The 26,405-nt window shown below is 56.8% G+C and carries 24 protein-coding genes; 13 read left to right on the forward strand and 11 right to left on the reverse strand.

Features of this window, described 5'->3' with window-relative positions:
• Nucleotides 1–166: 166 nt before the first annotated feature.
• From AC6I8B_RS01670 to AC6I8B_RS01685, 4 genes are all read left to right on the forward strand, one after another.
• Nucleotides 167–433 carry a hypothetical protein gene (locus tag AC6I8B_RS01670; protein ID WP_154209812.1) on the forward strand — a complete coding sequence of 89 codons (267 nt, stop codon included), beginning with the start codon at nucleotides 167–169 and terminating at the stop codon, nucleotides 431–433.
• 241 nt (nucleotides 434–674) lie between these two features.
• Nucleotides 675–1,043: a helix-turn-helix domain-containing protein gene (locus tag AC6I8B_RS01675; RefSeq protein ID WP_009092546.1), complete on the forward strand. Its 369-nt coding sequence runs from the start codon at nucleotides 675–677 to the stop codon at nucleotides 1,041–1,043.
• Nucleotides 1,044–1,213: 170 nt separating this feature from the next.
• Nucleotides 1,214–2,110 carry a LysR family transcriptional regulator gene (locus AC6I8B_RS01680; protein ID WP_010252069.1) on the forward strand — a complete coding sequence of 299 codons (897 nt, stop codon included), beginning with the start codon at nucleotides 1,214–1,216 and terminating at the stop codon, nucleotides 2,108–2,110.
• A 110-nt stretch (nucleotides 2,111–2,220) separates the two neighbouring features.
• Complete coding sequence (locus AC6I8B_RS01685) at nucleotides 2,221–3,426, forward strand: MFS transporter (protein WP_010252067.1); 1,206 nt, start codon at nucleotides 2,221–2,223, stop codon at nucleotides 3,424–3,426.
• 55 nt (nucleotides 3,427–3,481) lie between these two features.
• On the opposite strand, the gene AC6I8B_RS01690 is transcribed toward AC6I8B_RS01685, so the two are convergent.
• Nucleotides 3,482–5,872: a glucose/quinate/shikimate family membrane-bound PQQ-dependent dehydrogenase gene (locus AC6I8B_RS01690; RefSeq protein WP_010252065.1), complete on the reverse strand. Its 2,391-nt coding sequence runs from the start codon at nucleotides 5,870–5,872 to the stop codon at nucleotides 3,482–3,484.
• A gap of 275 nt (nucleotides 5,873–6,147) precedes the next feature.
• On the reverse strand, nucleotides 6,148–6,747 hold the full coding sequence (locus AC6I8B_RS01695; protein ID WP_029519503.1) for a hypothetical protein: 600 nt from the start codon (nucleotides 6,745–6,747) through the stop codon (nucleotides 6,148–6,150).
• A gap of 400 nt (nucleotides 6,748–7,147) precedes the next feature.
• Here AC6I8B_RS01695 and AC6I8B_RS01700 point away from each other — a divergent pair, with 400 nt between their 5' ends.
• Nucleotides 7,148–8,389, forward strand: a complete 1,242-nt coding sequence (locus AC6I8B_RS01700) for an MFS transporter (protein WP_010252060.1) — start codon at nucleotides 7,148–7,150, stop codon at nucleotides 8,387–8,389.
• A 323-nt stretch (nucleotides 8,390–8,712) separates the two neighbouring features.
• On the opposite strand, the gene AC6I8B_RS01705 is transcribed toward AC6I8B_RS01700, so the two are convergent.
• Nucleotides 8,713–8,922: a hypothetical protein gene (locus tag AC6I8B_RS01705; protein WP_124889615.1), complete on the reverse strand. Its 210-nt coding sequence runs from the start codon at nucleotides 8,920–8,922 to the stop codon at nucleotides 8,713–8,715.
• Nucleotides 8,923–9,137: 215 nt separating this feature from the next.
• On the reverse strand, nucleotides 9,138–10,295 hold the full coding sequence (locus AC6I8B_RS01710; protein ID WP_010252054.1) for a Gfo/Idh/MocA family protein: 1,158 nt from the start codon (nucleotides 10,293–10,295) through the stop codon (nucleotides 9,138–9,140).
• A 270-nt stretch (nucleotides 10,296–10,565) separates the two neighbouring features.
• Here AC6I8B_RS01710 and AC6I8B_RS01715 point away from each other — a divergent pair, with 270 nt between their 5' ends.
• Nucleotides 10,566–11,450: a glucosamine kinase nucleotide-binding domain-containing protein gene (locus AC6I8B_RS01715; protein ID WP_061901843.1), complete on the forward strand. Its 885-nt coding sequence runs from the start codon at nucleotides 10,566–10,568 to the stop codon at nucleotides 11,448–11,450.
• A 40-nt stretch (nucleotides 11,451–11,490) separates the two neighbouring features.
• Complete coding sequence (locus AC6I8B_RS01720; protein ID WP_010252050.1) at nucleotides 11,491–12,609, forward strand: ROK family transcriptional regulator; 1,119 nt, start codon at nucleotides 11,491–11,493, stop codon at nucleotides 12,607–12,609.
• A gap of 57 nt (nucleotides 12,610–12,666) precedes the next feature.
• Here the strand turns inward: AC6I8B_RS01720 and AC6I8B_RS01725 are convergent, their stop codons facing one another.
• Together AC6I8B_RS01725 and AC6I8B_RS01730 are read right to left on the reverse strand one after the other, a co-directional pair.
• Entirely contained in the window at nucleotides 12,667–13,758 is a 1,092-nt protein-coding gene (locus AC6I8B_RS01725; RefSeq protein ID WP_157353499.1) for an ABC transporter ATP-binding protein, read from the reverse strand.
• Between the two features lie 12 nt (nucleotides 13,759–13,770).
• Nucleotides 13,771–14,370: a GNAT family N-acetyltransferase gene (locus tag AC6I8B_RS01730; protein ID WP_033787521.1), complete on the reverse strand. Its 600-nt coding sequence runs from the start codon at nucleotides 14,368–14,370 to the stop codon at nucleotides 13,771–13,773.
• Between the two features lie 550 nt (nucleotides 14,371–14,920).
• Between AC6I8B_RS01730 and AC6I8B_RS01735 the strand changes: the two genes are divergently transcribed.
• From AC6I8B_RS01735 to AC6I8B_RS01750, 4 genes are all read left to right on the forward strand, one after another.
• The gene (locus AC6I8B_RS01735) at nucleotides 14,921–16,252 is read left to right on the forward strand and encodes an extracellular solute-binding protein (protein ID WP_010252044.1); all 1,332 of its coding nucleotides are present in this window, start codon (nucleotides 14,921–14,923) and stop codon (nucleotides 16,250–16,252) included.
• Nucleotides 16,253–16,309: 57 nt separating this feature from the next.
• Nucleotides 16,310–17,182 carry a carbohydrate ABC transporter permease gene (locus AC6I8B_RS01740; RefSeq protein ID WP_497816112.1) on the forward strand — a complete coding sequence of 291 codons (873 nt, stop codon included), beginning with the start codon at nucleotides 16,310–16,312 and terminating at the stop codon, nucleotides 17,180–17,182.
• On the forward strand, nucleotides 17,182–17,997 hold the full coding sequence (locus AC6I8B_RS01745) for a carbohydrate ABC transporter permease (RefSeq protein WP_010252038.1): 816 nt from the start codon (nucleotides 17,182–17,184) through the stop codon (nucleotides 17,995–17,997). Before AC6I8B_RS01740 ends, AC6I8B_RS01745 begins: the two co-directional genes overlap by 1 nt.
• Before the next feature lie 103 nt (nucleotides 17,998–18,100).
• Nucleotides 18,101–19,432: a glycoside hydrolase family 28 protein gene (locus AC6I8B_RS01750; protein ID WP_475009996.1), complete on the forward strand. Its 1,332-nt coding sequence runs from the start codon at nucleotides 18,101–18,103 to the stop codon at nucleotides 19,430–19,432.
• 1 nt (nucleotide 19,433) lies between these two features.
• On the opposite strand, the gene AC6I8B_RS01755 is transcribed toward AC6I8B_RS01750, so the two are convergent.
• Nucleotides 19,434–20,504, reverse strand: a complete 1,071-nt coding sequence (locus AC6I8B_RS01755) for a tartrate dehydrogenase (protein ID WP_010672027.1) — start codon at nucleotides 20,502–20,504, stop codon at nucleotides 19,434–19,436.
• A gap of 64 nt (nucleotides 20,505–20,568) precedes the next feature.
• Between AC6I8B_RS01755 and AC6I8B_RS01760 the strand changes: the two genes are divergently transcribed.
• Complete coding sequence (locus tag AC6I8B_RS01760; RefSeq protein ID WP_497817562.1) at nucleotides 20,569–21,510, forward strand: LysR family transcriptional regulator; 942 nt, start codon at nucleotides 20,569–20,571, stop codon at nucleotides 21,508–21,510.
• Between the two features lie 198 nt (nucleotides 21,511–21,708).
• Complete coding sequence (locus tag AC6I8B_RS01765) at nucleotides 21,709–22,803, forward strand: YncE family protein (RefSeq protein ID WP_122889199.1); 1,095 nt, start codon at nucleotides 21,709–21,711, stop codon at nucleotides 22,801–22,803.
• A 30-nt stretch (nucleotides 22,804–22,833) separates the two neighbouring features.
• Here AC6I8B_RS01765 and AC6I8B_RS01770 read toward each other — a convergent pair whose 3' ends face one another.
• The 4 genes from AC6I8B_RS01770 to AC6I8B_RS01785 all read right to left on the reverse strand — a co-directional run bounded on the left by AC6I8B_RS01770 (nucleotide 22,834) and on the right by AC6I8B_RS01785 (nucleotide 26,160).
• Nucleotides 22,834–23,127, reverse strand: coding sequence for a DUF1330 domain-containing protein (locus AC6I8B_RS01770; RefSeq protein ID WP_010252030.1), 294 nt, complete (start codon nucleotides 23,125–23,127; stop codon nucleotides 22,834–22,836).
• Between the two features lie 10 nt (nucleotides 23,128–23,137).
• Nucleotides 23,138–24,001 (reverse strand): glutathione-dependent disulfide-bond oxidoreductase, encoded by an 864-nt coding sequence (yghU, locus tag AC6I8B_RS01775; RefSeq protein WP_010252027.1) that lies wholly within the window; start codon nucleotides 23,999–24,001, stop codon nucleotides 23,138–23,140.
• A 218-nt stretch (nucleotides 24,002–24,219) separates the two neighbouring features.
• Nucleotides 24,220–25,098 (reverse strand): sugar phosphate isomerase/epimerase family protein, encoded by an 879-nt coding sequence (locus AC6I8B_RS01780; RefSeq protein ID WP_010252025.1) that lies wholly within the window; start codon nucleotides 25,096–25,098, stop codon nucleotides 24,220–24,222.
• 18 nt (nucleotides 25,099–25,116) lie between these two features.
• Nucleotides 25,117–26,160: a Gfo/Idh/MocA family protein gene (locus tag AC6I8B_RS01785; protein WP_346440258.1), complete on the reverse strand. Its 1,044-nt coding sequence runs from the start codon at nucleotides 26,158–26,160 to the stop codon at nucleotides 25,117–25,119.
• Between the last annotated feature and the right edge of the window lie 245 nt (nucleotides 26,161–26,405).

Below are 26,405 nucleotides of genomic sequence, written 5' to 3' on the forward strand. Positions count from 1 at the left end.
GTTGAAGCCGTCCGAAATGGTCAGGCTCCGGGCCGCGTGCTTGAAAAACGTCCTCAGGGTATTGTGCCTGCAAAAAGTGGACGCAGCCTCGCATTTTTCTGATGTCACGCCGTGCTGAAATCAGCCAGGTAGTAAAATAAGCTCATCATACAGGTGGGCTTTTTTTATGACATTGCACGCTATTCCTCCAGAAGAACAGATCCTTAAACTCAACCATTATCTTATTGATAACGCCGGACAACTTCCGTCACCGGTTATTACTGTAGGCGGTCAGGCTGTTATGTACTGGTATCTGACCTACCTGCATCTTTATCCTGATCAGCCTGATGTAACATCCATAACCTCAATTGATGTTGATTATGTCACCCGAAAGGAAGGCGTTGATTTTCTGGCTCAGGAATATCAGCGATATCTCAAACATGTTGACGCCTGACAGGGCTGAATGCCCCCGTCACTTATGATGCAGAAATAAATTTGTCTGACTCAGCGTTTTTATCTTCTGCCTTTTTTCAGCAGCAATCTCTTCACGAACTTTCACACTAAAGCCCCGCTGGCCGCGCGATTCCGCCTCCGTTTCCGCCGTTGCTAATTCTGCGCTAATTTTCTGCTAATTAAGGGATAAATTTTAGCAGGTAGAGTGGCTCCACTGCACATCAGCATCAACAGGAGGAACCATGAATCAGCGCGAGTTTATTCGGAGTTTGCTGGACTGGATTGAGAACAACTTAGGACACGATCTGCATCTGGATGAGGTGGCGCGCCGCTCGGGCTATTCGCGCTGGCATCTGCAACGGCTGTTTCGCCAGCATACCGGCTTTTCACTGGCAGAATATATCCGTCAGCGCCGTTTAACCGAGTCTGCGCTCACGTTGCTGAGCAGCAACGAAGCGATACTGCAGGTGGCGATGAACTATGGCTTTGATACCCAGCAGGCCTATACCCGCACGTTTAAAAACTACTTTATGGTGACGCCTGGCCAGTTGCGCCGTCAGCGTCGCGTCGAGCCGGATCGGCTGCTATTCCCTCTGGCGATGGCCAGCTGATGCCTGATAAGACCTTCCCGTCACAGCCTGCGGACGGGAAGGTCGGCCCGCGCTTTGCGCTTCTCTCCACTTGTTCTTCGCCTCGCCTTTTTTTGCCCATCAGCCACAGTGACCCCGCCCGAACGTGTTAGTTTGTTGCCAGCATCCCTTTACTGTCGGAGTCGGGAAACATGGAAAACGGCGCGAATTTAACCGCCATGTTGGTATTTGCACGGGTTGTGGAATTACAGAGTTTCAGTGAGGCGGCACGCGCACTCGGCTTGTCCAAATCCCATGTCAGCCGGGAGATCGCCCGTCTGGAGCTGCGGCTCGGTATCCGGCTGCTGCAACGTACCACCCGGCGGCTGGCGCTGACCGAGCTGGGCCAGGCGTACTATCCCTACTGTGTGCGGATGCTGGCCGAAGTGCAGCGCGCCGAAGCCTTTGTGCAGCAGGTGCATCAGCAGCCCGCAGGCCATGTCAGGCTGCAGGCACCCGTCACGTTTGGCTGCCAGTGCGTAGTCCCTGTCCTTAACCGCTTTCTGCGTCGGCATCTGCATATCAATGTCGATCTTGATCTGACCGATCGCAGTCACGATCGGCTCGATGATCAGGCGGATCTGGCGATTGTGATCCGATCCCGATCGCCACAGCAGGGCAATTTTCGGGTACTGAGCGAAATCGAGTGGGGGCTCTATGCCGCGCCCGCCTACCTGGCGCAGCGACCCGCCATCACGCATCCTGAGATGCTGCCACGCCACGACCTGCTGCTGTTTCATGGTCCGGCGCACACCGCCGCACTGCCGTTCCGCCGTGATAAACAGCGGCTGGCACTGGATGTACGTAGCCGTTTTCGCGCCAATAACAGCATGGCGCTGCTCAATGCGGCACTGGCAGGGAGCGGCATCGCCTATCTGCCCTCCTACATGGCCCAGGAGGCGATGGCGCGCGGGGATATTCAGCAACTGCTGCCGGAGTGGCAGATGGATCGTCTGCAAAGTTATCTGCTGCTGCACGACACGCCTGAACCGGCGTCGCCCGTGACGCTGCTGTGCGATGCCCTGGTTGCGGCGCTGAATACAGGCTGATTGTTGCCTGTTGACAACAATCAGCGCCACAGAGTAACTATCCCGCCGCGACTGTTGTTACTCCGCTACGCCGGTTAGCCTGTATCCCTGATTACTCACCGGATATCATCATGCAACAGTCACCCGAAACTGCAGAGTTTCAGCACTGGCGACGTAACTTAGGGGTCTGCGTCGTCGGCTCTTTTACCACTATCGTGGCGATGACGCTGCTGCTGCCGTTCCTGCCGCTCTATGTTCAGCAACTCGGCGTTGAGCAGCCTGCCGCTATCGCCCGCTGGTCCGGCCTTGCCTACGGCGCGACCTTTTTCAGCGCCGCACTGACGGCGCCGTTGTGGGGCAGGCTGGCTGACCGCTATGGTCGTAAGCTGATGCTGATTCGGGCCAGTCTCGGGATGGCGATTGCGATGTCACTGATTGGCATGGCGACCGCGCCGTGGCAACTGGTGGCGCTGCGCCTGCTGGCGGGGCTGCTGGGCGGCTACGCATCGGGATCGACCATTCTGGTGGCGGCGCAAACGCCGAAAGCGCAGACCGGCTGGGCGCTGGGGGTATTATCTTCCGGTATTATGGCCGGTAACGTGGTCGGACCGCTGCTCGGCGGTGTATTACCGCCACTGATCGGGATTCGTCAGACTTTCTGGCTGACCGGTGCCGTGATTTTTCTCGCCTTCCTCGCCACCACCTTTTTACTCAAAGAGCAGCCACGTGCTCCCGCTACATCGCGCGCCAGCCAGCAACCGCATCCTGAAGCCGGGCCGGTTAATCACAGCCTGATACGGCTGATGTGGCTCTCTGGCATGTTGCTGATCTTCGCCAGCATGTCGATTGAGCCGATTATTACGCTTTACGTGGGCGAGTTTGTGCAGGGCGACCACCAGATCACCCTGATAGCCGGACTGGTGATGTCCGCGGCGGCGCTGGGCACGGTCCTGGCGGCACCACGACTGGGTCGGCTGGCCGATCGGGTAGGGCACTGGCGGGTGCTGACCGGCGGTTTAGTCGTTAGCGGGCTGCTGCTGATACCCCAGGCATTTATCACGGCGGCCTGGCAACTGGTGCTGCTGCGTTTTCTGATGGGGATGGCGCTGGGCGGGTTGATGCCGTGCATCACGGCGATTATTCGTCATAACGTGCCGGGCTCACAGGTTGGGCGTATGCTGGGATATTCGACATCGGCACAATATATCGGCCAGGTCAGCGGCCCGCTGTTCGGTGGGCTGGTGGGCGGTGCATTCGGGATGCGGCCGGTGTTTCTGGCAACCTGCGTGGTGATGCTGTTTTGCGCCTGGCTCAACTGGCGTGGCATGAAAAAGTAGTGCGATCAAAAAAGGCGGACCGGAGTCCGCCTTAGTTTATTCACAGCTGCGTGAATTACTTCTGGTCTGGCAGCGCGTAGGCAATCACATAATCGCCCAGCCTGGTACCAAACGAGCCGTGACCCCCTGCCGCGATGACAACGTACTGCTTGCCATCCACTTCATAGGTCATTGGTGTCGCCTGGCCGCCTGCTGGCAGACGTGCCTGCCATAACAGTTCGCCGGTATCAGTGCTGAAAGCACGCAGGTAGTTATCTGCGGTCGCACCAATGAAGAACACCTTACCTGCGGTGGTGATAGGACCACCCAGCATCGGCATACCCATTTTGAACGGCAGCGGAACCGGTGCGCTATCGCGAACGGTACCGATACGCTGTTTCCACACCACGTTGTTGGTCTTCAGATCCACCGCGGAGATGTAACCCCAGGCAGGCTGTTTGCATGGCAGACCAAACGGTGACAGGAACGGGTTCAGCTCGACGCCATACGGCACGCCATACTGAGGCTGAATACCGGTTTCGGTACCTGAACCACCTTCAGCGCCTTTCGGCGGCTCAATCGGGTTGCCTGGGCCACGTGGAATCAGCTTAGAGACAAACGGCAGCGCCATTGGGTTAGCAATCGCGATCTGACGATGAGGATCGACTGCGATGCCGCCCCATTCGAACATACCGAGGTTACCCGGGAACACCAGCGTACCCTGCTCAGATGGCGGGGTGAACGGACCTTCATAGCGCAGGCGCTTGAAGATCACGCGGCACACCAGCTGGTCAAACATCGTTGCGCCCCACATATCCTTGTCCGTGAGATTCTGTTTCGGACGGAAGGTCAGCTCAGAGTAGGGCTGAGTGGCGGCAACGTGATCGCCTTTAGCAGCACCCTGTGGCACTGGCGTTTCTGGCGCAGGCACGACTGGCTTGCCGGTACGGCGATCCAGTACAAAGATGTTGCCGGTTTTCGCTGGCGCGTAGACAACCGGTACGGTGTTGCCATCTTTGTCGGTGATGTCAGCCAGCGTAGGCTGCGACGGCAGGTCCATATCCCACAGATCGTGATGCACAGTCTGATAAGACCAGACCAGCTTACCGGTGGTGGCGTTCAGGGCCAGCACGCTGCTCGCATAACGCTCCTGCTCTGGTGTGCGGTTACCGCCCCAGATATCCGGTGTGCTCACGCCCATCGGCAGGTAAACGGTATCCAGTTTCGGATCGTAAACTGCCGGTGCCCATGAGTTCGGAGAGTTCATGGTGAAGGTGTGTTCATCAGCCGGAATGGCATTAGGATCTTTTGCGCCTGGATCAAACACCCACAGCAGTTTGCCGGTATTCACATCAAAGCCACGAATCACGCCTGACGGCTCGCGGGTTGAGTAGTTATCGGTAACCGCACCCGCCATCACGATGGTGGTGTTAGTAATCACCGGCGGTGAGGTCGGCTCATACTGACCTGCAGTGGTGACAGGCTGTTTGTGTTGCAGATCCAGCTCGCCGTTGACGCCAAATGCCGGGCAGCGTTCGCCGGTCTCTGCGTCCAGTGCAAACAGACGACCATCGTTGACCGGCAGATAGATACGACGTGAACACAGCGCAGGCTGAGTGTTCGCTGCATCGGCGGCTGCCGGCACTTCGTGGTAAGAAACACCGCGACAGGTCACGTGCTGGAAGGTCGGGTTGACCTTCATGCCCGGATCAAACTTCCACTTCTGCTTACCGGTGGCCGCATCCAGTGCAAACAGGATCTGGTGTGGCGAACAGAGGTAAAGCGTGTCGCGGATTTTAATCGGCGTGACTTCGTCGGTAATTTCACCCGGATCGTTAGGGGTTTTCATGTCGCCAGTCTGGAACTGCCAGGCAACCTGCAACTCTTTCACGTTCTGGTGATTAATCTGCTTCAGCGGAGAGAAACGGGTTCCCTGCTGATCGCGCGCATAAGCGGGCCAGTCAGCATCCGGGATGTTGCTCAGCGGCGCAGCCTGCGGGGCGTTGTCAGCGGTTTCTGGTACTGACCCGTTGATGACCTGCGGATCGTTGAATACCGCATAGGCCAGCACAATGGCACTGGCAATCAGCGCCACAGCCATGGTACCCAGCGCGGCTTTGCTGCCCGCGTTGAAGCTGCGATAAACAAACGGCAGGATCAGCCAGACACCGAAGATCACCAGCACATCGGTGCGTGGTGCCAGTGCCCAGAAGTCGGTGCCCACTTCCCATACACCCCAGATCAGGGTGCCGATCAGCAGCAGCGCATAGAGAACCAGCGCAGTGCTTTTACGACGGGAAAGCAGATAAGCGGTGATAAGCATCACCACACCGCCAAAAACGTAATACCAGGAACCACCAATGGCGGCTAACCAGCCACCGCCAATCAGCATAAACGCGCCCGTCAGCACTGCGAACAGCACCGTCAGGAAACGAATTACGCCAAAAGATGAGGAGTTTTTCCCCATAATATCGACCTCGTTTCGTTGCCATAAAACACACGAAAACAACCAGATAGGCTGTTTCCAGTTATCAAGTACAAATGATTAGGGTGTTCTGAAGTATCTCTTCCGTTAAGACAGACGATCCCTTTGTGTTAAATGTTATAGCAAAATCAGATCGAGGTTTGATTTTTTTGGCTTAAACCGCTTAACAACTGGAATAAAACGACATTTTATGGGGGATTAAAGGACGTTAAGCGCACCGCCGTGTGCCCTTAACGCCGGAAGGCAGGATTTGTGAATCAGCAGCTAATAAGATCGCCGTCCGAGCGTTGCTGTTGCCAGCCGCTGATATTTATCTCAGCAAACTGCTCAGCGGTTAAGGGCGGCGTATGACTTCGTACGATTACCTCTGCCCCTTTTTCACGGAACGTCGCCATAAAAAAGGGAAAGGTAAACTTCTCATAATTATCATTAAAGAAAGATTCGGTTAAAACAATTCCTGAAAAAGGAAAAGATTCCAGCAGTCGCCAGTCTGCACCCGGCGGCGCAAAATCATAAAGCCAGAAATCAAATTTCTTTGTTAATTCAAGCAGTGACGTACTGTGTGCTGCCAGACTGGAATAATTAATTCCAATCCGGACACGCGCATTTTGTAAATGCGTATAGGCATCCGGAACCGCGATCATTCCCCGTAATCGAATATCTTCCACCGGCACAACCATTAATGCTGCTTCAGTAGCAATTTGATTGTGTAATGAAATAATGTTGTTTGTATTAAGTATATTGCCGCTATCCTGGTTTTGCTGAAGATAAGGCACGCTATAACAAATGCCAGTGACATTACGCTTAACGTGATGGATTGGTTCAGTAACATAGGGGTTATATAAACTGTTTTTCATTATCTCTATGAAATTCAATAGAAAGGATTTGTTGTTAATTAAGCATATAAAAAGTCGCATTTTTCTAAACGCGTGAATAAATATAGATCACATGCTTAATCCAAATCATCCTTTTGTTGCCTGAGAAAGTAAATAAACCTGTTAGCAAAGAAACGATAATTCCTTTGGCGTCTGATGATGTGCTGGAATATATTCAATAGTCGGGACCAATAGGCTGGTAATAATCATGAGGGGTCTGACGCGCCTCGGCCGGACAGGGACGCTGCTTATCGCGCAGGGAGGCTGCGCTGAAGCCGCAGGCCTTCTGCTCGCATCCGGTCTGCTATCGTGAAGCCGACAATCACCACACCAATAACACCGCGCAACGACGCGGGTTTCCTCACCTGATTTGGGATAAGACATGGGATTTATGGCATCGGCAGCGGAAGAGTCGCTGTGGCGACATCGGACATTTGTCGCCTTCTGGGTGGCGCGTACCTGCTCATCATTTGGTTTTCAGATGTTCTCGGTCGCAATCAGCTGGCAGATCTATGCGCTGACCAACAGCGCGATGGCGTTAGGGATGATTGGCTTAATGCAGTTTCTGCCGTCGGTGTTGCTGGCGCTGCCAGCGGGCCATCTGGCGGATCAATATGACCGGCGGCGGATCGTGCTGTTGGGTCAGCTGGTGGAATTTGCCGCACTGCTGGCATTAGTGGTGCTTACCTTATTCCATACCCCCGATAAGACCGCCTTGTGGGGGCTGGTGTTTATGATTGCGGTGGCGAAAGCGCTGGAGTGGCCTGCGATGTCTTCGATGCTGCCGTCGCTGGTGCCGCCTTCGATTCTGGCGCGTGCGATGGCGATGAACTCCGTGGGCGGTCAGGCAGCGGTTATCGTCGGGCCGACGATTGGCGGGCTGCTTTATGTCGCCGGGCCGCATGTGGTGTATGGCGTTTCCGGTCTATTTTATCTGGTTTCGCTGACGCTGGTGAGTCTGCTGCGTTATGAACGCCCGGTGCAGGCTCGTCTGCCGATGAATATGAAGAATCTGTTTGCCGGGATTCACTTTATCCGTGAGCGCAAAGATGTACTTGGGGTAATTTCGCTCGATCTGTTTGCGGTGCTTTTGGGCGGTGCAACGGCGCTGCTGCCGATTTTTGCCAAAGATATTCTGCATACCGGGCCCTGGGGGTTGGGGATGTTGCGCGGCGCACCGTCGGTGGGAGCATTGCTGGTGGGCATCTGGCTGAGCCGTCACAAGCTGGAGAAGCATGTCGGGATGATTATGTTTGGCTCGGTGGCGGGCTTTGGCGTTGCGACGCTGGTGTTCGCGCTTTCCACGCAGTTATGGCTGTCGCTGGTGGCGCTCTGTGCATTGGGTGGCTTTGATATGGTGAGTATGGTGATCCGGGGTGCGCTGGTGCAGCTGGATACGCCGGATACCATGCGCGGTCGGGTGAATGCGGTTAACGCGATTTTCATTAATACGTCGAATCAGCTGGGCGAGTTTGAGTCGGGGTTGCTGGCGGCCTGGATGGGTGCGGCACCGGCGGCGGCGATTGGCGGCATCGGTACGCTGGTAGTGGTGGCGCTGTGGATGAAGTTGTTTCCACATCTGCGGCGTCGTCAGAAGCTGGAGAATGAGGTGGATCCGGTTTGAACAACCGAGGTTGGTGAGGCAGATACGGTTGTAGAATTGAGTGCAGTCTCAGGGAGCCTATGCCTTGCGCAAAGACGCAAAAGCGCCATCCATTCGCTGTGAGTATGTAAGTTGCCTCTGACTGAGACGCAAACCGGACGAACGCAAAGCTCCGTGACGCCTTTCAAAACGTTCCTGATTTACACGAAAACGCGTTCCTTGCTATAACTTATCTCTCATCGGCAGGCCTGTGGCCTCCTCAGTCAGCTTAAGCGCTTATAGAGGGTACCGTTATGAATCAGACTCACTCCATTCCGGAAATTTATAATCCTGATGTGCCGTATTCAGTAAAGTGCGAGATCGTGGCGCAGCTGTGCCGGGCGCTGGCTTCCCATAAAAACATCCCGGTTAGCGCCCTGAGAAAATATCTTCTGGAAAAAACTCACGTTGATTTCGAAAATCTGGAGGATAACCCGGTAGGAATGCTGCTGCTGTATGAGTATCTTCACTGCCAGCGCCCCTCGGTCTGCGCCCGGAATGAAAAAAACCTTCATTAAGCGCTGCCTTCAGCAGGGGGCCATTTAATCAAATACGCCTTCGGAGAAGATGGCTGGAGAGGGGGCGGCTGAGTTGTCGCTGGCGACGGTTTCCCGAGCCAGCTCAACCTCAATATTGTCACTGGCCCGAAGGCCAGTACAGGAAGTTACCAGTCATACTGCCATTAAAATCCTGGGGTCAGAGGGGGAGGCCGACCCGCAGGCTGGGGCCATCAGGCCCCGGTTTTTCCCAGGTTGGCGTCAAATGTTAGCCAGCTTTCACGCATGTCCACTACGCTGCGGGTTTTACGAGCCTCATCGATTTTAATTGCCGTGAGGCCCGCTTCCAGCGCGTCCACTACTGAAACTTTCAGCGGTGTTCCCTGTTTAATATGTTTAACGATCTCTTCAGCCATCAACGCATCTGCGCCGTAATGGCCATCATACGCATTGCCACTGTAGGCGGTATCGACCTCTTTCTCGCCGCTGCGCGCGTTGTGTACGCGGAAGTAGTTGCGCACGAAGTCGCCTTCCGCCATGCCGTCGGTGCCCATGACACAGAAACGGCGGAACTCATCCGGCACATTCAGATTGGCGTGGAAGGCCAGCGTCGCGCCGCCTTCGTACTCAATCAGGGCAGTCTGGTAGTCGACAATATCGGCATCGCTGTCGAACACCGCATCGGTGCTCGACCAGCCGCTGGGCTTCACGTGATAAAGTTCTGAGTCAGCGGTGATAGCTCCCTGCGGCGCATGAGCGGGAGTAAAGGATTTCCGGCCACCAAAGCTGGCGACGCGGATCGGGCGCTCCTGCAACAGCCCCTGATAGAGATCGATGTCGTGACAGCATTTTTCCAGAATGTACGGGCCGGCATATTTCTCCAGACGTCGCCAGTCGCGCTGAAAGAATGCGCCGTGATAAGGCTTGATATGTTCTGTCGCCTCAATCGAGGTGATCTCACCCAACTGACCCGCATCGCGTGCCGCCAGCAGATCGTGATAGAGCGGGGAATAGCGCAGTACCAGGCCGACCAGAATGCGCGCTTCGCCATACTGACGCACCAGCTTCGCCATCTCCATGGTCTGCTCTTCATTGATCACCACCGGCTTTTCGGTAAACACCGTGTAACCCGCTGCCAGCGCCTGACCCACATGCTCCAGATGCAGAAAGTTGGGAGAGCCAACCAGCACGACATCCATTCCGCCATGTTCCAGCAGAGCATCGATTGACGCAAAGGCCTGGCCGGGCGCGATACCAAAGCTGTGCAGATTAGGCAGTCCGGCGGGTGCCGGATCGTAATAACCCACTACCGAGAAGGCGTCGTCGGCTTTGCTGAACTCTTTGATCACGTGGGACAGTCGAAAGCCGAGACCGATAATGCCTACTTTCATGTTAAACCCCTGCTCCTGAAATCGCATGATGCATAGCCCGCCTGTGATCGGGCGCGCCTGTTGATAATCTGACCACCAACTTATTACGACAGAAAAACTAATGTCAATAACGCACTGCGCGTTTTGCGAGGGGGTTTTTGTTATGACGATGTAAAATAACAAGAAAATTCAGATATGATTTTGCTATATTTATTTGTTATTGCGATTTAAGTTTTTTTATCCTATCGTTCGCTCATTATGGCTATAACCCTTAATCAGGGAAGGAAGCGCGTGCAACCACACTATCTTCTGGGCATTGATGGCGGCGGTACACAGTGTCGCGCGCGGTTAACCGACCTGCAGGGTCGCATCCTGGCTGAAGCCACCGGCGGGCCTGCCAACGTCTGGTCAGACTATGACGCGGCACTGACCTGCGTCGGGCAGCTGATCGAACGGGTATTGTCACAGGCGGGATTAGCCCCGGAGGCGCTGACGCAAACCGCGCTGGTGGCCGGATTAGCCGGTGCGAACGTCACCTCGGTACAGGCGCGGCTCGCCAGCTGGCAACCTGCCTGCGCGGCGTTACAGGTGGTCAGCGATGTGGAGATCGCCTGTGCGGGCGCCCATGGCGGCGCACCTGGCGCCGTCTTTATTATCGGCACCGGCAGTCAGGGAGCCGCGTGGGATGGCGAACAGTTTACGCTGCTTGGCGGCTGGGGCTTTGCCTTGTCTGACCAGGGATCGGGCGCTGAGCTGGGCCGTCGTGCGCTGCGGCTGGCGCTGCTGGCCCATGAAGCGATTATTACCCCGAGCGCTCTTACCCGGCAGCTGATGGCGCAGTTCGACCACGGCCCGGAAACCATGCTGCTCTGGACGCGCTCAGCGACGCCTGCAGACTGGGCTCGCGTGGTGCCACAGATTTTTGCGGCCGCCGACGCGGGCGATGGTCATGCACAGGATCTGCTGCATCAGACCGCAGCCGATATCGGCCTGATGGTCCGCCGTCTGACTGCCCTGAGCAGCGGACCCGTGGCGCTGATGGGGGGACTGGCCACGCCGATTCAGCGCTGGCTGGATGACGATATTCAGGCCCGGCTGGTGACGCCGCAGGGCGATGCCCTGAGCGGGGCGCTGATACTGGCGCAGCAGCTGACGCCTGCCCGATTACCGATCTGAAGCTGGCTGAGCATCCTCAGCCGGATAACCCGAGGAATTTATGACCGCTCCCAACGTAACCGCGCGCATTCTGCGGTTGATTGTTGAAAATGCGCCGATCAGCCAGTCAGACCTGAAAGTTCGTAGCGGACTGAGCATGTCGACCGTGTCGCAGGCGACTAATCGCCTGCTGGCGCAGGAAATCGTGCAGGAGCTGGGGCTGCGTCGCGTGTCGATGGGGCGGCCAAAAACGTTGCTTGGGCTCAATCCCGATCGCGCCAGCGTGATTGGCATTCAGCTCAATGCAGAACGCAACCTGATCGTCATGACCGATCTCAGCGGCAATCTGCTGGGCGAACAGCAGATGCCGAAAGGCACGCTGACACCGCGCCAGCTCGGCGATGCACTGGCGAAATTCCTGCGCGGCGTTGAGGAGAAGCGGGTGGGCGCCATTGGCCTGGCCTTGTCGGGACTGGTCGATGCCGAAAACGGCTACTGTATCCGCTCCAAAGTGCTCGACTGGGACAACGTCCCGATTGCGCGCCTGCTGGAAGAGCGTTTCTCGCTGCCGGTGTTTATCGAGAATGACGCCAACGCCATGGCAATGGCGGCGCTGGTATTTGGTCAGCTCGGCAACGCGCAGTCGGCGGTGATCGCCACCTATGGCAAAGGGATCGGGGCGGGCATCATCCTGAATCGTCAGCTATACCGCGGTCGTCACGGCAAGGCGGGGGAGATTGGCAACGGGCTGGTGGGCGACGGCTCACTGCGTCTGCTGGAAGATGTCGCCTCATCGCGCGCCATTCTGCAACGGCTTGCTGAGCAGGAACCGGTGGAAGGCCTCACGTTGCAGGCGCTGGATCAGCGGCCAACGCCCGAGGTGCTGGCGGTGCTGGAAGAGGCAGGACGCGAGCTGGGAATTTCACTGGCGAACCTGTCGGTGGCTTACGATCCGGATGTGGTTTATCTGGCGATGGAGCCGCACATGGCGTCACGCATTCTGCTCGATCACATCACCCAGAGCTTCCAGGCCTACCGGCTTAAACTGACGCCGCACATGACGCCGCTGCAGTTCCTGACTGAATCGAACCGCATGTGGGCGCTGGGCGCGGCGGGTTTTGCTGTCAACCGGCTGCTTGATCTGCTGGCGGCGCAGGCCGATGAAGAGCCGGTTACTTGAGTTATCCCTCGAATAAAAACGGGCGCCACGGCGCCCGTTTTTGTTTCCGCGCTTCCCTTAGCGCAGGCGCATCCCCTGATCATCAAACAGCAGGCAGTGTGCGGCAGAAAAGCCCAGTTCAACCTGGGTTCCCAGATCGCGCGTGGTTGCTTCACGCTCTTCCACCACCAGCATCTCTTCACGCCCGATATCCAGGTAGAGATAGTTGGTGTGGCCCAGCATTTCGCCATAGGCCAGCTCGCCGTGAAAGCGCAATGCCTCCGGCGTCTGCGCGGCAGGCTGGAAATGCTCGGGACGAATTCCCAGCGTCACGGTTTGCCCCTCGCGGCAGTCGGCGGCGATTTTCAGCACCAGCCCCTCAATCTTCAGTTCCGGCACCCGCAGCTGCACTTCACCCTTGCCCGTGGCGCTGATTTCCGCCCGCAGGAAGTTCATTTTTGGCGAGCCGATAAAGCCGGCGACAAACAGGTTATCCGGGTCGTGATAGAGCGTCAGCGGTGCGCCGACCTGCTCAATGCGGCCCTGACGCAGCACGACGATGCGGTCAGCCAGCGTCATCGCTTCCAGCTGATCGTGGGTGACATAAATCATGGTATTGCCGAGCGAGGCGTGCAGCCGCGCAATCTCAATCCGCATCTGCAAACGCAGCTCGGCATCGAGGTTAGAGAGCGGCTCATCGAACAGGAAGATACGCGGATGACGGATAATTGCCCGGCCAATCGCCACGCGCTGCCGTTGTCCGCCAGAGAGCGCGCGCGGCAGGCGGTCGAGCAGTTCGGTGAGATGCAGGCGGGCGGCCGTCCGGGCAATCGCCTCGTTGATCTCCGCTTTGGACTTTTTCATTACCTCAAGCGGATAGGCCAGGTTGCCGCGCACCGTCATGTTGGGGTAGAGCGCATAAGACTGAAACACCATAGCAATGCCGCGCTCGGTGGCGGGCTGCTGCGTCATGTCCTGCTCCTCAATCAGCAACTGACCGCTGCTGATCTCCTCCAGCCCGGCGATCATCCGCAGCAGTGTCGATTTGCCGCAGCCGGATGGCCCGACAAACACCACAAATTCGCCGCTGTTGATCGTCAGATCGATGCCATGAATGACATTAACGTGTTCATAAGACTTCTTCACATTCTGCAAGCGCAGGCTGGTCATCGGCTACCTCACTCAGAGTAACTGGCCCATGTAGATGGCATTGCTGCGCAGGATTGGGGTGAACCCCATGCGCTGATAAAAGGCACAGACCTGCTCATTCTGCAGGCTGACGCCAAGATGGACACCAGTGACACCGGCAGCGCGCAGCGCCGCCAGCTCATGCTCAATCATCCGGCGACCCCAGCCGCCTTTCTGTGCCGGGGGTAGCAGGTTGATATGCAGATGAGCGGGCCACTGCGTCACCAGCGTGTCAGCGGCCTGGTCAGGATGGCGTATTGAGTCGAGCACTTTGCTGTCGAGCGGCGCGCTGGCGCTGCGATCACGATATTTCTCCTGCAGCTGCGGCCACCATTCGGCCTGTAGCTGCGCTTCAAACGCGCGGGTATCGGGCGCGGCGACCACATAACCCTGCACCTCACCGTCCCGCTCCAGCACAAAAGCAAAGTCAGGCGCGAAACGCGCATAAGGCACAGCAAAACGCTGGCCGGGATAGTCAGGATCGGAATAGAGCGCGCGGGCATCGCCACCTGCATCGGCTGTTTCCAGGCAGATGCGGTAGAGCGCCGGGTAGTCCGCCGGGGTGGCCGGACGAATGACACCTTGATTCGCCATGGTGAATTCTCGTGAGTGAGTGAATCGGTCAGGGATTGAACAGATCCGCAGATAAAAGTTACGTTAATGAAAGTGGACTTAGTTTTCAAGATAGAATAATTACCTTATCTCACTAACACGGGCGCTTCGGCAATGTTTACCGGCATCTGGATGCACAACTGTGATCGCCGACACGCCCGGATCGTGGCGGCTGGCAGCAGATTCACGGCCAGTGAAAGGGGAAAAGTGTGAGCGTGATAGGATTTTCGTATGTTTTATCAGGACGTTATTTTGCAATTATTGCACTGGCATCTCCTGCTGCAGAAAAAGTAGCTGGCGACGCACCGCCACGGTTAATCGCGTAAATGCCAGCGCAGTGTGCTGAATTTCACGCCATGTCGCTGTTTATTTGCGCGTGCTCACAGCGTTGCAATTCCCCGCGCAGGCTGTTTGACTTTATTTTTTTATTAAAGTAAGTATGAGTGAGTGCGTTTGTGTGCGGCTGCAGCCTGCAGGATGTCAGGCGGTGAGATGAAAGGATGCCGATCCTGGTCTGAAGAAGGTGAGCATAATGTCTGTTTCCTCCGTTCGTTCGTTCCGAATTCGCAATGTGGGTCGGCTGCTGGCAGCGGGCCTGCTGGCGGGCAGCGTCTCGCATGCCGCCCACGCCGCCGTTACCCTGAATGAGTGGGATATCTACAACTACCCGGAGCAGACTGCCGCGGTAGATGAAGGGATTAAAGAGTTTTCCCAGCAGAATCCCGGCATTGTGATTAACCGCTCGGTTCACTCCTTTGAAGATACCCGTATTCCCCTGAAGCTGGCGCTGACCGCCGGTGATGGCCCGCAGATCGCTCAGGTCAACCAGGGCGGCGGCGATATGGGCTCGCTGGTTAAAGATAAGCTGCTGCTGCCGCTCGACAGCTACGCCGCCAGCAACGGCTGGACCACACGCTTCCCGGACTCGATTCTGAAACGTAACCGCTGGTCAGACAGCGGCGAGTTTGGCAGCGGCAAACTCTATGGCGTCGCCAGCCTGGGCGAGATGGTCGGGCTCTATTACAACAAAGCGCTGCTGGATAAAGCAGGTATTGCCGTGCCGAAAACGCTGGCTGAGCTGGAAAGCGCGATGGCGAAACTGAAGCAGCAGGGCACCGCGCCGATGATGCTCGGTCTGCTGGATGGCAACATGGGCCAGCAGCTGCTCAGCACCCTGTGGCAGGCGCAGATTGAGAGCCACGACCGCAAGACGCTGGATAATCTGATTTACGATGTGGGCGGCACTTTCAAAGACAGCAAGCTGGTCAATGCCGCCTCTATGATGAAGAGCTGGACCGACAAAGGGTACTTCTTCCCTGGCTTCCAGGGCATCGGTCACGACGATGCGGCGACCCTGTTCCAGAACGGCCAGGCTGCGTTCCTGGTCAGCGGCACCTGGTATCTCGGCCAGTTTAAAGACAACAAAGATATTCACTTTGCCGCGATGCCTGCCGGTGAAGGCGTGAAGCAACCGCTGATGGTGGGCGGTACCGATCTGGCGTTCTCCATCACCAGCACTGCCAAAGGCAAAGATCAGCAGGAAGGTGCGGCGAAGTTCATCAACTATATGGTCTCTGATGCCATGGCGAACCGCTGGCTGAAGGTGGGCTTCCTGCCTGCCAGCACCAACAAAGCGGCGAAAATGCCAGCGGACAATCCGCTGCTGGCCGAGGCGTATCAGGTCTGGCTGACGCTCAATGATTACGACGGTTTAGGCCACTACGTGGACTGGGCGACACCCACCATGAACGCCGAGCTGAATCAGAACGTTCAGCTGCTGCTGGCGGGCCGTCAGACACCCGATCAGATGGTAGTTAATTTTGATAACAACTATCAGCGTTACCTGAAAACACTGAAGCATTAAGCCGGAGGCCCGGCGAACAGCCGGGCCTGAGCCTCGTTCTGAACCACGAGTAGAGTTATGTTGAATTTAAGTGGCTGGCGTAATTTTCTCTATGTTCTGCCTGCGGTGCTGGTCTATGCGGTGTTTCTGCTGTTCCCGCTACTGGCCTCGCTGGGCATCAGTTTTACCGAATGGGACGGCACCTCGCTGCCGGTGTTTAGCGGCGTCAGCAACTATCTGCGGATGTTCAGCGATCCGGTGTTCTGGATTGCACTGGGCAATAACGCCATCCTGATGCTGTTCTATACCCTGTTGCCGATTGGCGTCGGCCTGCTGCTCTGCAGCTTTCTGTATGACACGCGCAACAACAGCGAACGCAGCGTGCTGCGCATTCTCTTTTTCCTGCCCTACATCATGCCGATGGCGGTGCTGGGCGTGGTGTGGCGCTGGCTCTATAACCCGGCGTTTGGTCCGATCGACCAGATATTACGCGCAATAGGATTGCCCCAGCTGGCGCTCTCCTGGCTGGGTGATTTTACCTGGGCGCTGCCCGCCGTGGGTCTGGTCGCCACCTGGTACTTCTTCGGCTTCTGTCTGGTGCTGTTTATGGCGGGCCTGCAGCGCATGGATCCGTCACTGCTGGAAGCGGCCGATCTCGATGGCTCGTCGCGTCGCCAGAAGTTTATGCGCATTATGCTGCCAGGCCTGCGACCCGAGCTGCGGATTGCCCTGCTGCTGACGGTGATCGCCAGTCTGAAAGCCTTTGACCTGGTCTATGTGATGACGCAGGGCGGCCCGGGCACCTCCACCATGGTGACCAACATCTTTATGTATAAGCAGGGCTTTGATCTGCACTACTTTGGCTACGCCTCGTCGGTAGCGGTGTTCAGCATGGTCATTGTTTTAGGGATTAACTATCTGATCCATCTGGCCTTAAAGGAGCGTTACTGATGCGAAGCACGCCGGTGATTTCACGCGCGCTGATCTGGATCGTGGCGCTGATGACGATTCTGCCGTTCCTGATGGCGCTGATGACGTCGTTCAAAACCCAGATGGAGCTGTTTCAGGGGGTCTTCACGCTGCCCGCCTCGCTGAATTTCAAAAACTACCTGACCGCGTGGCAACAGGGCCACTTCAACGTCTACTTCCTCAACTCGGTGCTGGTGGTGATTCCGGTGGTGCTGTTCAGCGTGCTGCTGGGCATTCTGGCCGGGTTCGGTTTCGCGTGGCTGAAAATCCCTGGTAAAAAAGTCATCGGAGCGATGCTGGCGCTGGGGATGGTATTGCCGAGTGAAGCCTTTATCATTCCGCTCTATCACGAGCTGCGCTGGATGGGGCTGACCAACACCTATCTGGCGCTGATCCTGCCGCAAATCGCCCTGTCGCTGCCCTTTACCACGCTGATGATCGCCAGCGCTTTTCAGCAGGTGCCGAAAGAACTGGTGGAAGCGGCGGTAATGGATGGGGCATCGCGGGTCAAAATTCTGTGGGGCATTCTGGTGCCCGCTATCTGGCCGACCCTCTCAACGCTGGGGTTGCTGCTGTTTATCTGGACCTGGAATGAGTTCCTGATCCCGCTGATTCTGGTCAACAAGGATGAGTTACGCACACTGCCAATTGGCATGATGTTTTTCCAGAACAAAAACACCATCGACATTCCGGTGCTGATGGCGGGCGCGATGATTGTGATTATGCCGCTGATCGTGGTGTTCCTGATTTTCCAGCGCAAGTTCATCAGCGGCGTCACCGAAGGGGCCGTGAAGTAATCTGTGATAGCCCGCACGAAACGGCGCACTGGCGGCCAGACAAAGGTTTGCCGCGCCGTATCGTGCTGCAATTCCTCCTCCTCAATCCTGCGGGAGACGCATGATGCACCTTTCCCTTGCTGATTTTCACCCTGTCGCCGATGGCGAAACCCCGGACACGGCCGTGCTGCAACGCGCTATGGATCAGATTGCGGCGGCGGGCGGTGGCCGTCTGACCCTGCCTGCCGGGCGTTATCGCAGCGGCTGCCTGAATCTGCCCTCTGATTTTGAATTCCACCTTGAAGCGGGCGCGGTGCTGATCGCCAGTCAGCGGCTGGCTGATTACCAGGCGGTACAGGCGCTGAGCTGTGCTGAGAAGTCCCACAATGTGCTGCTCTATGCGCTGGGCCAGCGCAATATCACCATCAGCGGCACCGGCCGTATAGACGGTGACGGTGAAGCCTGGTTTGCCGCTGAGCGTGACGAGCAGGGCTATCGCCTGCCGCGTGCGGACCGCCCGCGGATCATTGTGTTTGAAGATTGCGAGCAGGTAACGCTGACCGCCTTTACCATCGTGCAGGCGCCGATGTGGACGGTGCATCTGGTGAGCTGTCGCCATGTGCATATCGACCACCTCACCATCGACAATGCCATGACCATGCCGAATACCGATGCGCTCGATATCGACAGTTGCGAAGCGGTGTTTGTCAGCAATAGCTATCTCAGTGCCGCCGATGATGCCATCTGCATCAAAACCACCCATAAACCGGCCGCGCTGCGGCGTCCGGCGCGGCAGATTATGATCACCAACTGCCTGCTGCGTAGCTACAGCTGCGCCTTTAAAATCGGCACTGAAACCTGGGATGATGTGGAAGATGTCACGGTGACCGGCTGCACCATTTTTGATTCCAACCGTGGCATCGGCATTCTGTCGCGTGACGGCGGCGCGATGCGGCGTCTGCTGTTCAGTAATCTGACTTTTGCCTGTCACCATGCGCCGCCCTGTCACTGGGGAAAAGCCGATCCGCTGCATATTTCGGTGCGCAGGCGCGATCCCGCCATTACGCCCGGCATCGTAGAGCAGGTGCAGTTCAGTAACGTTACGGGCGTGGCGGAAGGGGCGATTAACCTGCATGCGGCAGAACCGGGCTGGATACGCGATGTGGTCATCAGCCAGCTGCAGATGCGGCAGACCGTGGCACCGGTTGCACAGGGACACTATGACGTACGGCCGCCCTGTAACCCGGACTCCCCGACCGGCATGGGGCTGGATAACGCCTACAAACTTGACCCGAAAACCGGCGAGGCTTTTGGCGTAGAGCGCTATCCCGGCGGGCTGCCGGGCCTGTTTGCACGCGGGGTGGAGAACCTGCAACTGCACAGCCTGGCGATAGTACGACCGGAACCGTTACCGCCAGGCTGGCACCCCGAGTGCGTGGTGCAGTTGCCGGACTAAATCACAGCGCGGCGGCGATGGCCATACCGAGCTGTTCGGTGCTGGCGCTGCCGCCGAGATCGCGCGTCAGGTGCTCACCCGCTGCCAGCGTGCGTTCAATCGCGTCTAACACCGCATCACCTGCCGCTTTGTAGCCGAGGTGCTCCAGCATCATCGCGCCACACCAGATCTGTCCGATGGGATTGGCGACGCCTTTACCGGCGATATCGGGCGCAGAACCGTGAACCGGTTCAAACAGGCTGGGGAACAGGCCTTCCGGGTTGATATTGGCCGAAGGGGCGATGCCGATGGTGCCGGTACAGGCCGGGCCGAGATCGGAGAGGATATCGCCAAAAAGATTGCTGGCGACCACTACATCAAACCAGTCCGGATGCAGCACGAAGTTAGCGGTGAGAATATCGATGTGATACTTATCGACGCGAACCTCGGGGAACTGACCGGCCATGGCTTCAACGCGGCTATCCCAGTAGGGCATGGTGATGGCAATGCCGTTCGATTTGGTGGCGGAGGTCAGGTGTTTCTTCGGCCGACTCTGCGCCAGCTGATAGGCAAACTTCAGGATGCGATCGACGCCGGTGCGCGTCATCACCGTCTCCTGAATCACCACTTCACGTTCGGTGCCGGGGAACATGGTGCCGCCGACGCTGGAGTATTCACCCTCCGTGTTTTCGCGTACCACATAGAAGTCGATATCGCCGGGCTGACGATTCGCCAGCGGCGCTTTGACGCCTGGCATCAGTCGCACCGGACGCAGATTCACATATTGATCGAACTCCCGGCGGAACTGCAGCAGCGAGCCCCACAGTGAAACGTGGTCGGGCACCACATCGGGCCAGCCGACTGCGCCAAAATAGATTGCATCAAAGGCTTTCAGCTGTGGAAACCAGTCGTCAGGCAACATTTTGCCATGCTGCTGCCAGTAGTCGGCACTGGCGTAATCGAACCACTCCCAGCGCAGCGGAATGTTAAATTTCTCTGCGGCCGCATTCATTACACGGACGCCTTCCGGCATCACTTCTTTGCCGATGCCGTCGCCAGGGATCACGGCAACAGAGTGAATTTTGTCAGTCACAGGGTACCTTTCCGGTTGATGTTCGAATTGTGTACGCAGTATAACTGTCGCTTCCGGGGAAATAATGAGCCTGAAAGGCAATCCAGTGTTGAATAAAAGTAGAGAATCCCGCACCTCCACCGATGATTTAGCCTTCTTTGTTCGCCTGGCTGCGCTGGATAGCCTGACTGCGGCGGCGCGCGAACTGGGACTGTCGCTGGCGGCGGTCAGCAAACGTCTGAGCCAGCTGGAACAGCGGCTTGGTGTGCAACTCCTGCGCCGCACCACGCGACGACTGGAGCTGACGCCGGAAGGGCGCCGATATCTGGCGGGTGCGCGTCCGTTGCTGGATCAGCTGGCGGCGCTGGAAGAGGCGGTCAGCGGCGAAACCGCCCAGCTGCGCGGCACACTTAACATCAACGCCTCATTTGGCTTTGGCCGTCGGCATATTGCGCCCTGCGTCTCGGCTTTTGCCGCGCTGCACCCGGAACTCTCGCTGTCGCTGCAGCTCAGCAGCCAGCCACTTAATTTTCTTGATGCCCACATGGATATTGATATCCGCGTCGGAGAACCGCCCGACTCACGGCTGGTGGCGCGCAAACTGCGTACCAATCCGCGCATTCTCTGCTGCTCACCCGCCTATGCCGCCCGGCACGGTCTGCCGGAGACAGTGCGCGATCTGGCACAACACAACTGCATTTTACTGCGCCAGCACGACAGCGATTTTACCCTGTGGCGACTGACCAGCGGCGAACAGAGCATCAATCAGAAAGTGCGCGGCAGTCTGATCACCAACGATGGCGAAGTGGCGATGCGACTGGCGATGGATGGGCATGGCATCTTGCTGCGTTCCTGGTGGGACGCGCAGCACAGTCTGGCGACGGGCGAACTGCTGCCGGTGTTACCCGACTGGCAGGCACCGGATGGCGATATTTTTGCGGTCTGGCAGGCGCAGCGTCAGCTTCCGGCGCGTATTACCGCATTTGTGACGTTTCTGCAGAGCAATCTTCAATCGGTTGATTATTAAGGCTTTTAAAGGCAGTTTCTGGCGCAGCCAGACGCCTGCGGACAATAAACATACCGCATTAAGCTGATTCGGTTGCGTCAGCATGCCGCTGCGTTTACAGCGTTTTAGCGGCTGCGTATGATTCTTATTCTTTTTATTTCCTGCCTGTCCTCTGCGTTGTGGCCAGCCGGGAGCAGCAGGCAGATAGGGGAGTTAAGTATGAAAGCGTTGTTCAGTCCGCGTACAGCGGCACTTACACTGGCGATGGTGACCACCTTCAGCCTGACGGCGTGCCAGATGCCGGCGAAAAAAGTGGATGCCAGTGCGCCGGTGGTGATGCAGCCCTCCAGTCCCGATAACCTGATTCAGCGCGAGCTGGGTGAAGGTTTGTATGAGATGGCCTATCTGCCAGCAAAAAATGCCCTCTATGTCGCCAGCGCGCAGGGATTTAAAGATATCAGCGGCGGCATGATCTACCGTCTTGATGCTTCCACGCTGCAGAGCACCGGCGCGGGACACTTCGACCTGAAAAACTTTGGTCTGATCAGTGCGCCTGACGGCAGCGCACTCTACGCCACCAACACGCTGGATGGCGGTATCTCTAAAATCGATCCTGATAACGGTAAGGTGCTGAAGCGCCTGATGTTTGACGAGAAAAACGAGAAAGGCATGCCCTATGGCACGCGTGAAATCTTTCTGCATGACGGGCTGCTCTATGTCGGCGGCGTGGGTGATCCGGGCGTGATCTGGGTGGTTGATGCCAAAACCCTGACGCTGAAAACCCGGATAAAAAATGCCGGGAAGTGGGTCACAGGCATCATCTTCTCGCCGGTCAGCGACCGGATTTATGCGGCGAACGGCAGCGGAGAAATCCTGGTGATCAATCCGCGCAATAACAAAATCGAGCAGCGCCTGACGGCGGGTGACGGGCAGGAGTATCTGTTCCTGAATATGGCCGAGGATCCGGCAACCGGTCGCCTGTTTGTTACGGATAATTCAAAAGCGAAAAATACGCTGGTGTTTGATGAGCGCAGCGGCAAGGTCATTAAGCGTCTGAATCTGGGCGACTCACTGGGGATTAAGTTTAATGGCAAGCGCAATGAGATTTATATCAGCCAGCGCGAATCGAAGAAGGTGCTGCAGCTGGATGGCACCACCTATGAGGTGAAAAACAGCTGGTCATTTGATAGCCACCCCAACAGTCTGCTGGTCTCACCGGACGGGCAGACCCTGTTCGTCACCCTGAAGCAGGGCTTCAATGACGATCACAGCAGTCAGGGGCTGGATGGCGTGGCGCGTATCACACTGCAATAAAAAAAGGCGGCATCGCTGCCGCCTGTATCTTTACTTAGCCACACCTTCTACCAGCACCACGCGATAGTTCGCGCCTTTCAGACGGTGCGCTTTGGCAGCCTGATATTCCGGGCTGTCATACCAGGCATGTGCGGCTTCGCGGCTCGCGAATTCCAGAATCACCACGCCTTCCGCTTCCTGTCCTTCCAGCGTTTCCAGTTCGCCATAAAAGGCGAGAGGATTGATCTGATGATCGCCGCGAGCCTCGCCCGCTTTCTCGGCATAGATCGCCATTTCGTCCTGGTTCAGGGTGTTATCACGAATAAATACAACATATGCACTCACAGATCTCTCCTTAAGCTTTTTTATCCTGGGTTTTGGTATCGAAGTCAGCGGCATCATGACGCTCGTGCAGCTGATCGGCCGGGTCGCCCATGACACGATTGACCTTACGGCCACGAATCACAGCAGGTCGCAGCGCGATCTCTTTCGCCCAGCGCACCACATTTTTATAGGACTGCACATCCAGGAATTCGGCACCGCCATACTGATCATTCAGCACCATGTTGCCGTACCACGGCCAGGTGGCGATATCAGCGATGGTGTAGTCATCACCGGCCAGATAGCGGTTATCTGCCAGCTGACGATCCAGCACGTCGAGCTGACGCTTCGCTTCCAGCGTGAAGCGGTTAATGGCGTACTCAATTTTTTCTGGCGCGTAGTGATAGAAATGACCGAAACCACCGCCGAGGTAAGGCGCTGAGCCCTGTAACCAGAAGAGCCAGTTCAGGGTTTCGGTGCGGCCAGCGATATCTTTCGGCAGGAAGTAGCCATACTTCTCCGCAAGATAGAGCAGGATGTTGCCCGATTCAAATACCCGAATCGGCGGCGTTGCTGAGTGGTCGCTCAGCGCCGGGATTTTCGAGTTCGGGTTTACGTCGACAAAACCGCTGGAGAACTGATCGCCTTCGCCGATACGGATCAGCCAGGCATCATATTCCGCATCGTTGACGTTAAGCGCCAGCAGCTCTTCCAGCAGGATGGTCACTTTCTGGCCGTTAGGCGTGCCAAGCGAATAGAGCTGTAAAGGATGCTTGCCGACCGGCAACGCTTTTTCATGGGTGGGACCAGCGAACGGACGATTAGTTTTAGCGCCGTTACCTTTGGCTTCAGGGTCCCAGGTCCAGACTTTTGCGGGCTGATATGCATTTTCCGACATAATGAAAGTTCGCCTTATGGTGTGGTATTGGTCTGGAGTGTAGCAGGTGCTGCGAAGGGGGTTTAACTCTGCTGGCTGCACAAGGCCGTGCTGCAGGGGGCTGATGTCAGGCGGGCAGCGGCACTGGAGAAAAGTGAATAAAAGTTTGTCAGGCAGGTGGTTCGTTATCCTGAGCGGAGGTGGCCGTGCAGTCAGCAGCGACTGCACGGCAGGCAGGGTTACAGCAGTTCACGCTCAATCAGTTCGCGGGTTTCTACCGCCTGAACCTTCATCTTTTCCGGGTAGCCAAACAGAGACGCCGCGATGATCGGTTCACCGCCGACTTTATAACTGCGGGTGGCAAAGCCGGTGTCGCGCAGCGTTTTAAACAGGGTGTCGAAGTCCACTTCGCCTTCGCCCACGCCGACATGCTGGTGAATGGTGGCATCCACCCCTGGCGGGTTAACGATGTAGCGACAGTGTTTTGTATGGTTCATGGTGTCGGCGATCAGCATGTGTGACAGATCGTCACCGGCATACTCCAGCATCGGTTTCACATCACCTTTGCCTTTGTCATAAAAGAAAGTGTGTGGTGCGCTATAAATATACTTCACGTTATCGCTGCGAAACGACTTCACGATATCCACGGTTTCGTTGTTCTCTTCGCAGAAATCCCACGGATGGGCCTGGATTTCGACGCGGATGCCTTCACGTTCGATGATCGGCAGCAGCTCTTCCATAGAGCGATAGAACATCTCTTCACAGATTTCCGGCTCGTTAGGCGTGCCGGAGAGCTCGGTGTTGATCACCTGCACACCCATCTCAACCGCGATCTCGATCATCCGCTTCCAGTTCTTCACCGCCGCCTGACGACGCAGCTCATCCGGGCCGGACCAGCGATAGACCACGATAAACGAGGAGATCTCCAGCCCGGTGGCGTTTAACGCATTCTTATACTCGGTGATGATTTCACGGCTGGCTTTAGGATGCTTATAAAACGGGTTGATCTGCGGATGCGGCGACTGTTCGATATATTTGTATCCCCAGTCGGCCACCTGATGAACCATACGGGTGATGCCTAAATCTTTAATCACATCCACATCAAAAGCGATTTTCATCTTTCTGCTCCGGGCACATTAAGGTTGCTGTTCTTCATTGAAGGTCACGCCAATCTGCTGCCTGACGTTGTCCATCGCGGCCAGGGTGGTAATCGCCTGGTCAAGCGAATGGATGGGCGAATCGATCCGGTTCTGGCCGATACACCAGGCGAAGTGGTTAATTTCATGACAGAGCTGTTCATAGCGGCTGGCAGGCTCCTGCCACTGCAGGCGATGACGCCGATCGCTGGAGGTCAGGGTGAAGTTACCGGGCGCATAGAACTGGCCCGCCAGTTCCAGCGTGGCCTCGCGTCCGGCGATCACCGCGCCGCCTGGCGTGTTGCTGAACAGGGTGGTATTCAGCACCGAATGCATGCCGTGCTGATGGGTAAACAGCATCGACGTCTGACCGTTTACACGCCCATCCGGGACGGACTGGCCCCGGGCGACGATCGTGTCAGGCGCACCGCCGCCAACAAACACGCTAAGCGCCACCAGATAGCTGCCCAGATCCAGCATCGGGCCGCCCGCCAGATCGGCATTGAAGATGCGATGATCCGGGGTGAAAAACTCGCCATGATCGGCAATCAGGGTGTGAACATCGCCGAGCACGCCATCCTCCAGCAGCTGACGGATAACGTCATATTTCGGTGTGAAGTTGCACCACATCGCCTCCATACAGAGCAGGTTCGCGGCAGCGGCAGCCTGTTTAAGCTGTGTCGCCTGCTGAGCATTCAGCGCCAGCGGCTTTTCAATCAGCAGATGCTTTCCGGCGGCAATCGCGCGCAGACCATCGGGAAAATGGTGGTTGTGGGGCGTAGCGATATAGACCGCATCAACATCCTCCCGCGCCAGCAGCACGTCGATACTGCCCGTGGCATGGCTGATTGACCATTTGTCGGCAAAGGCCTGTGCTTTTGCCGGGTCACGCGCAGCCACCGCCGTGATCTGCTGATGGGTATGCTGGCGCAGTGCATGGGCAAAATGGTCGGCGATCCAGCCCGGCCCGATAATGCCCCAGCGCAACTGTGGTACCTGGCTGGCAGCGGTCAGGCGTGGAACCGGAAGCGTTGAAGGGAACATAACTTTTCCTTTTATACGTGCAGGCAGGTGCTGCTCAGGGCTCCACTATAGAAAGCCCGCCGTCGTCGCTCTAACCTTTTAATGATGTGATCCCATCAACCCGATCGGCGCAGGATTTTTATCCGTTTTAGCAAATGGGCGTTTTAAAGAGAATGCAGAAAGAAATGAATGTTTCATTTTGCGAGGACGATCAAGATTAACGCTGATTTTCTATCAAATAAATGAGAGGAAATGGCTGTGCCGCG

This window comes from Pantoea sp. X-Soil-ISGK-285 (assembly GCF_059730815.1).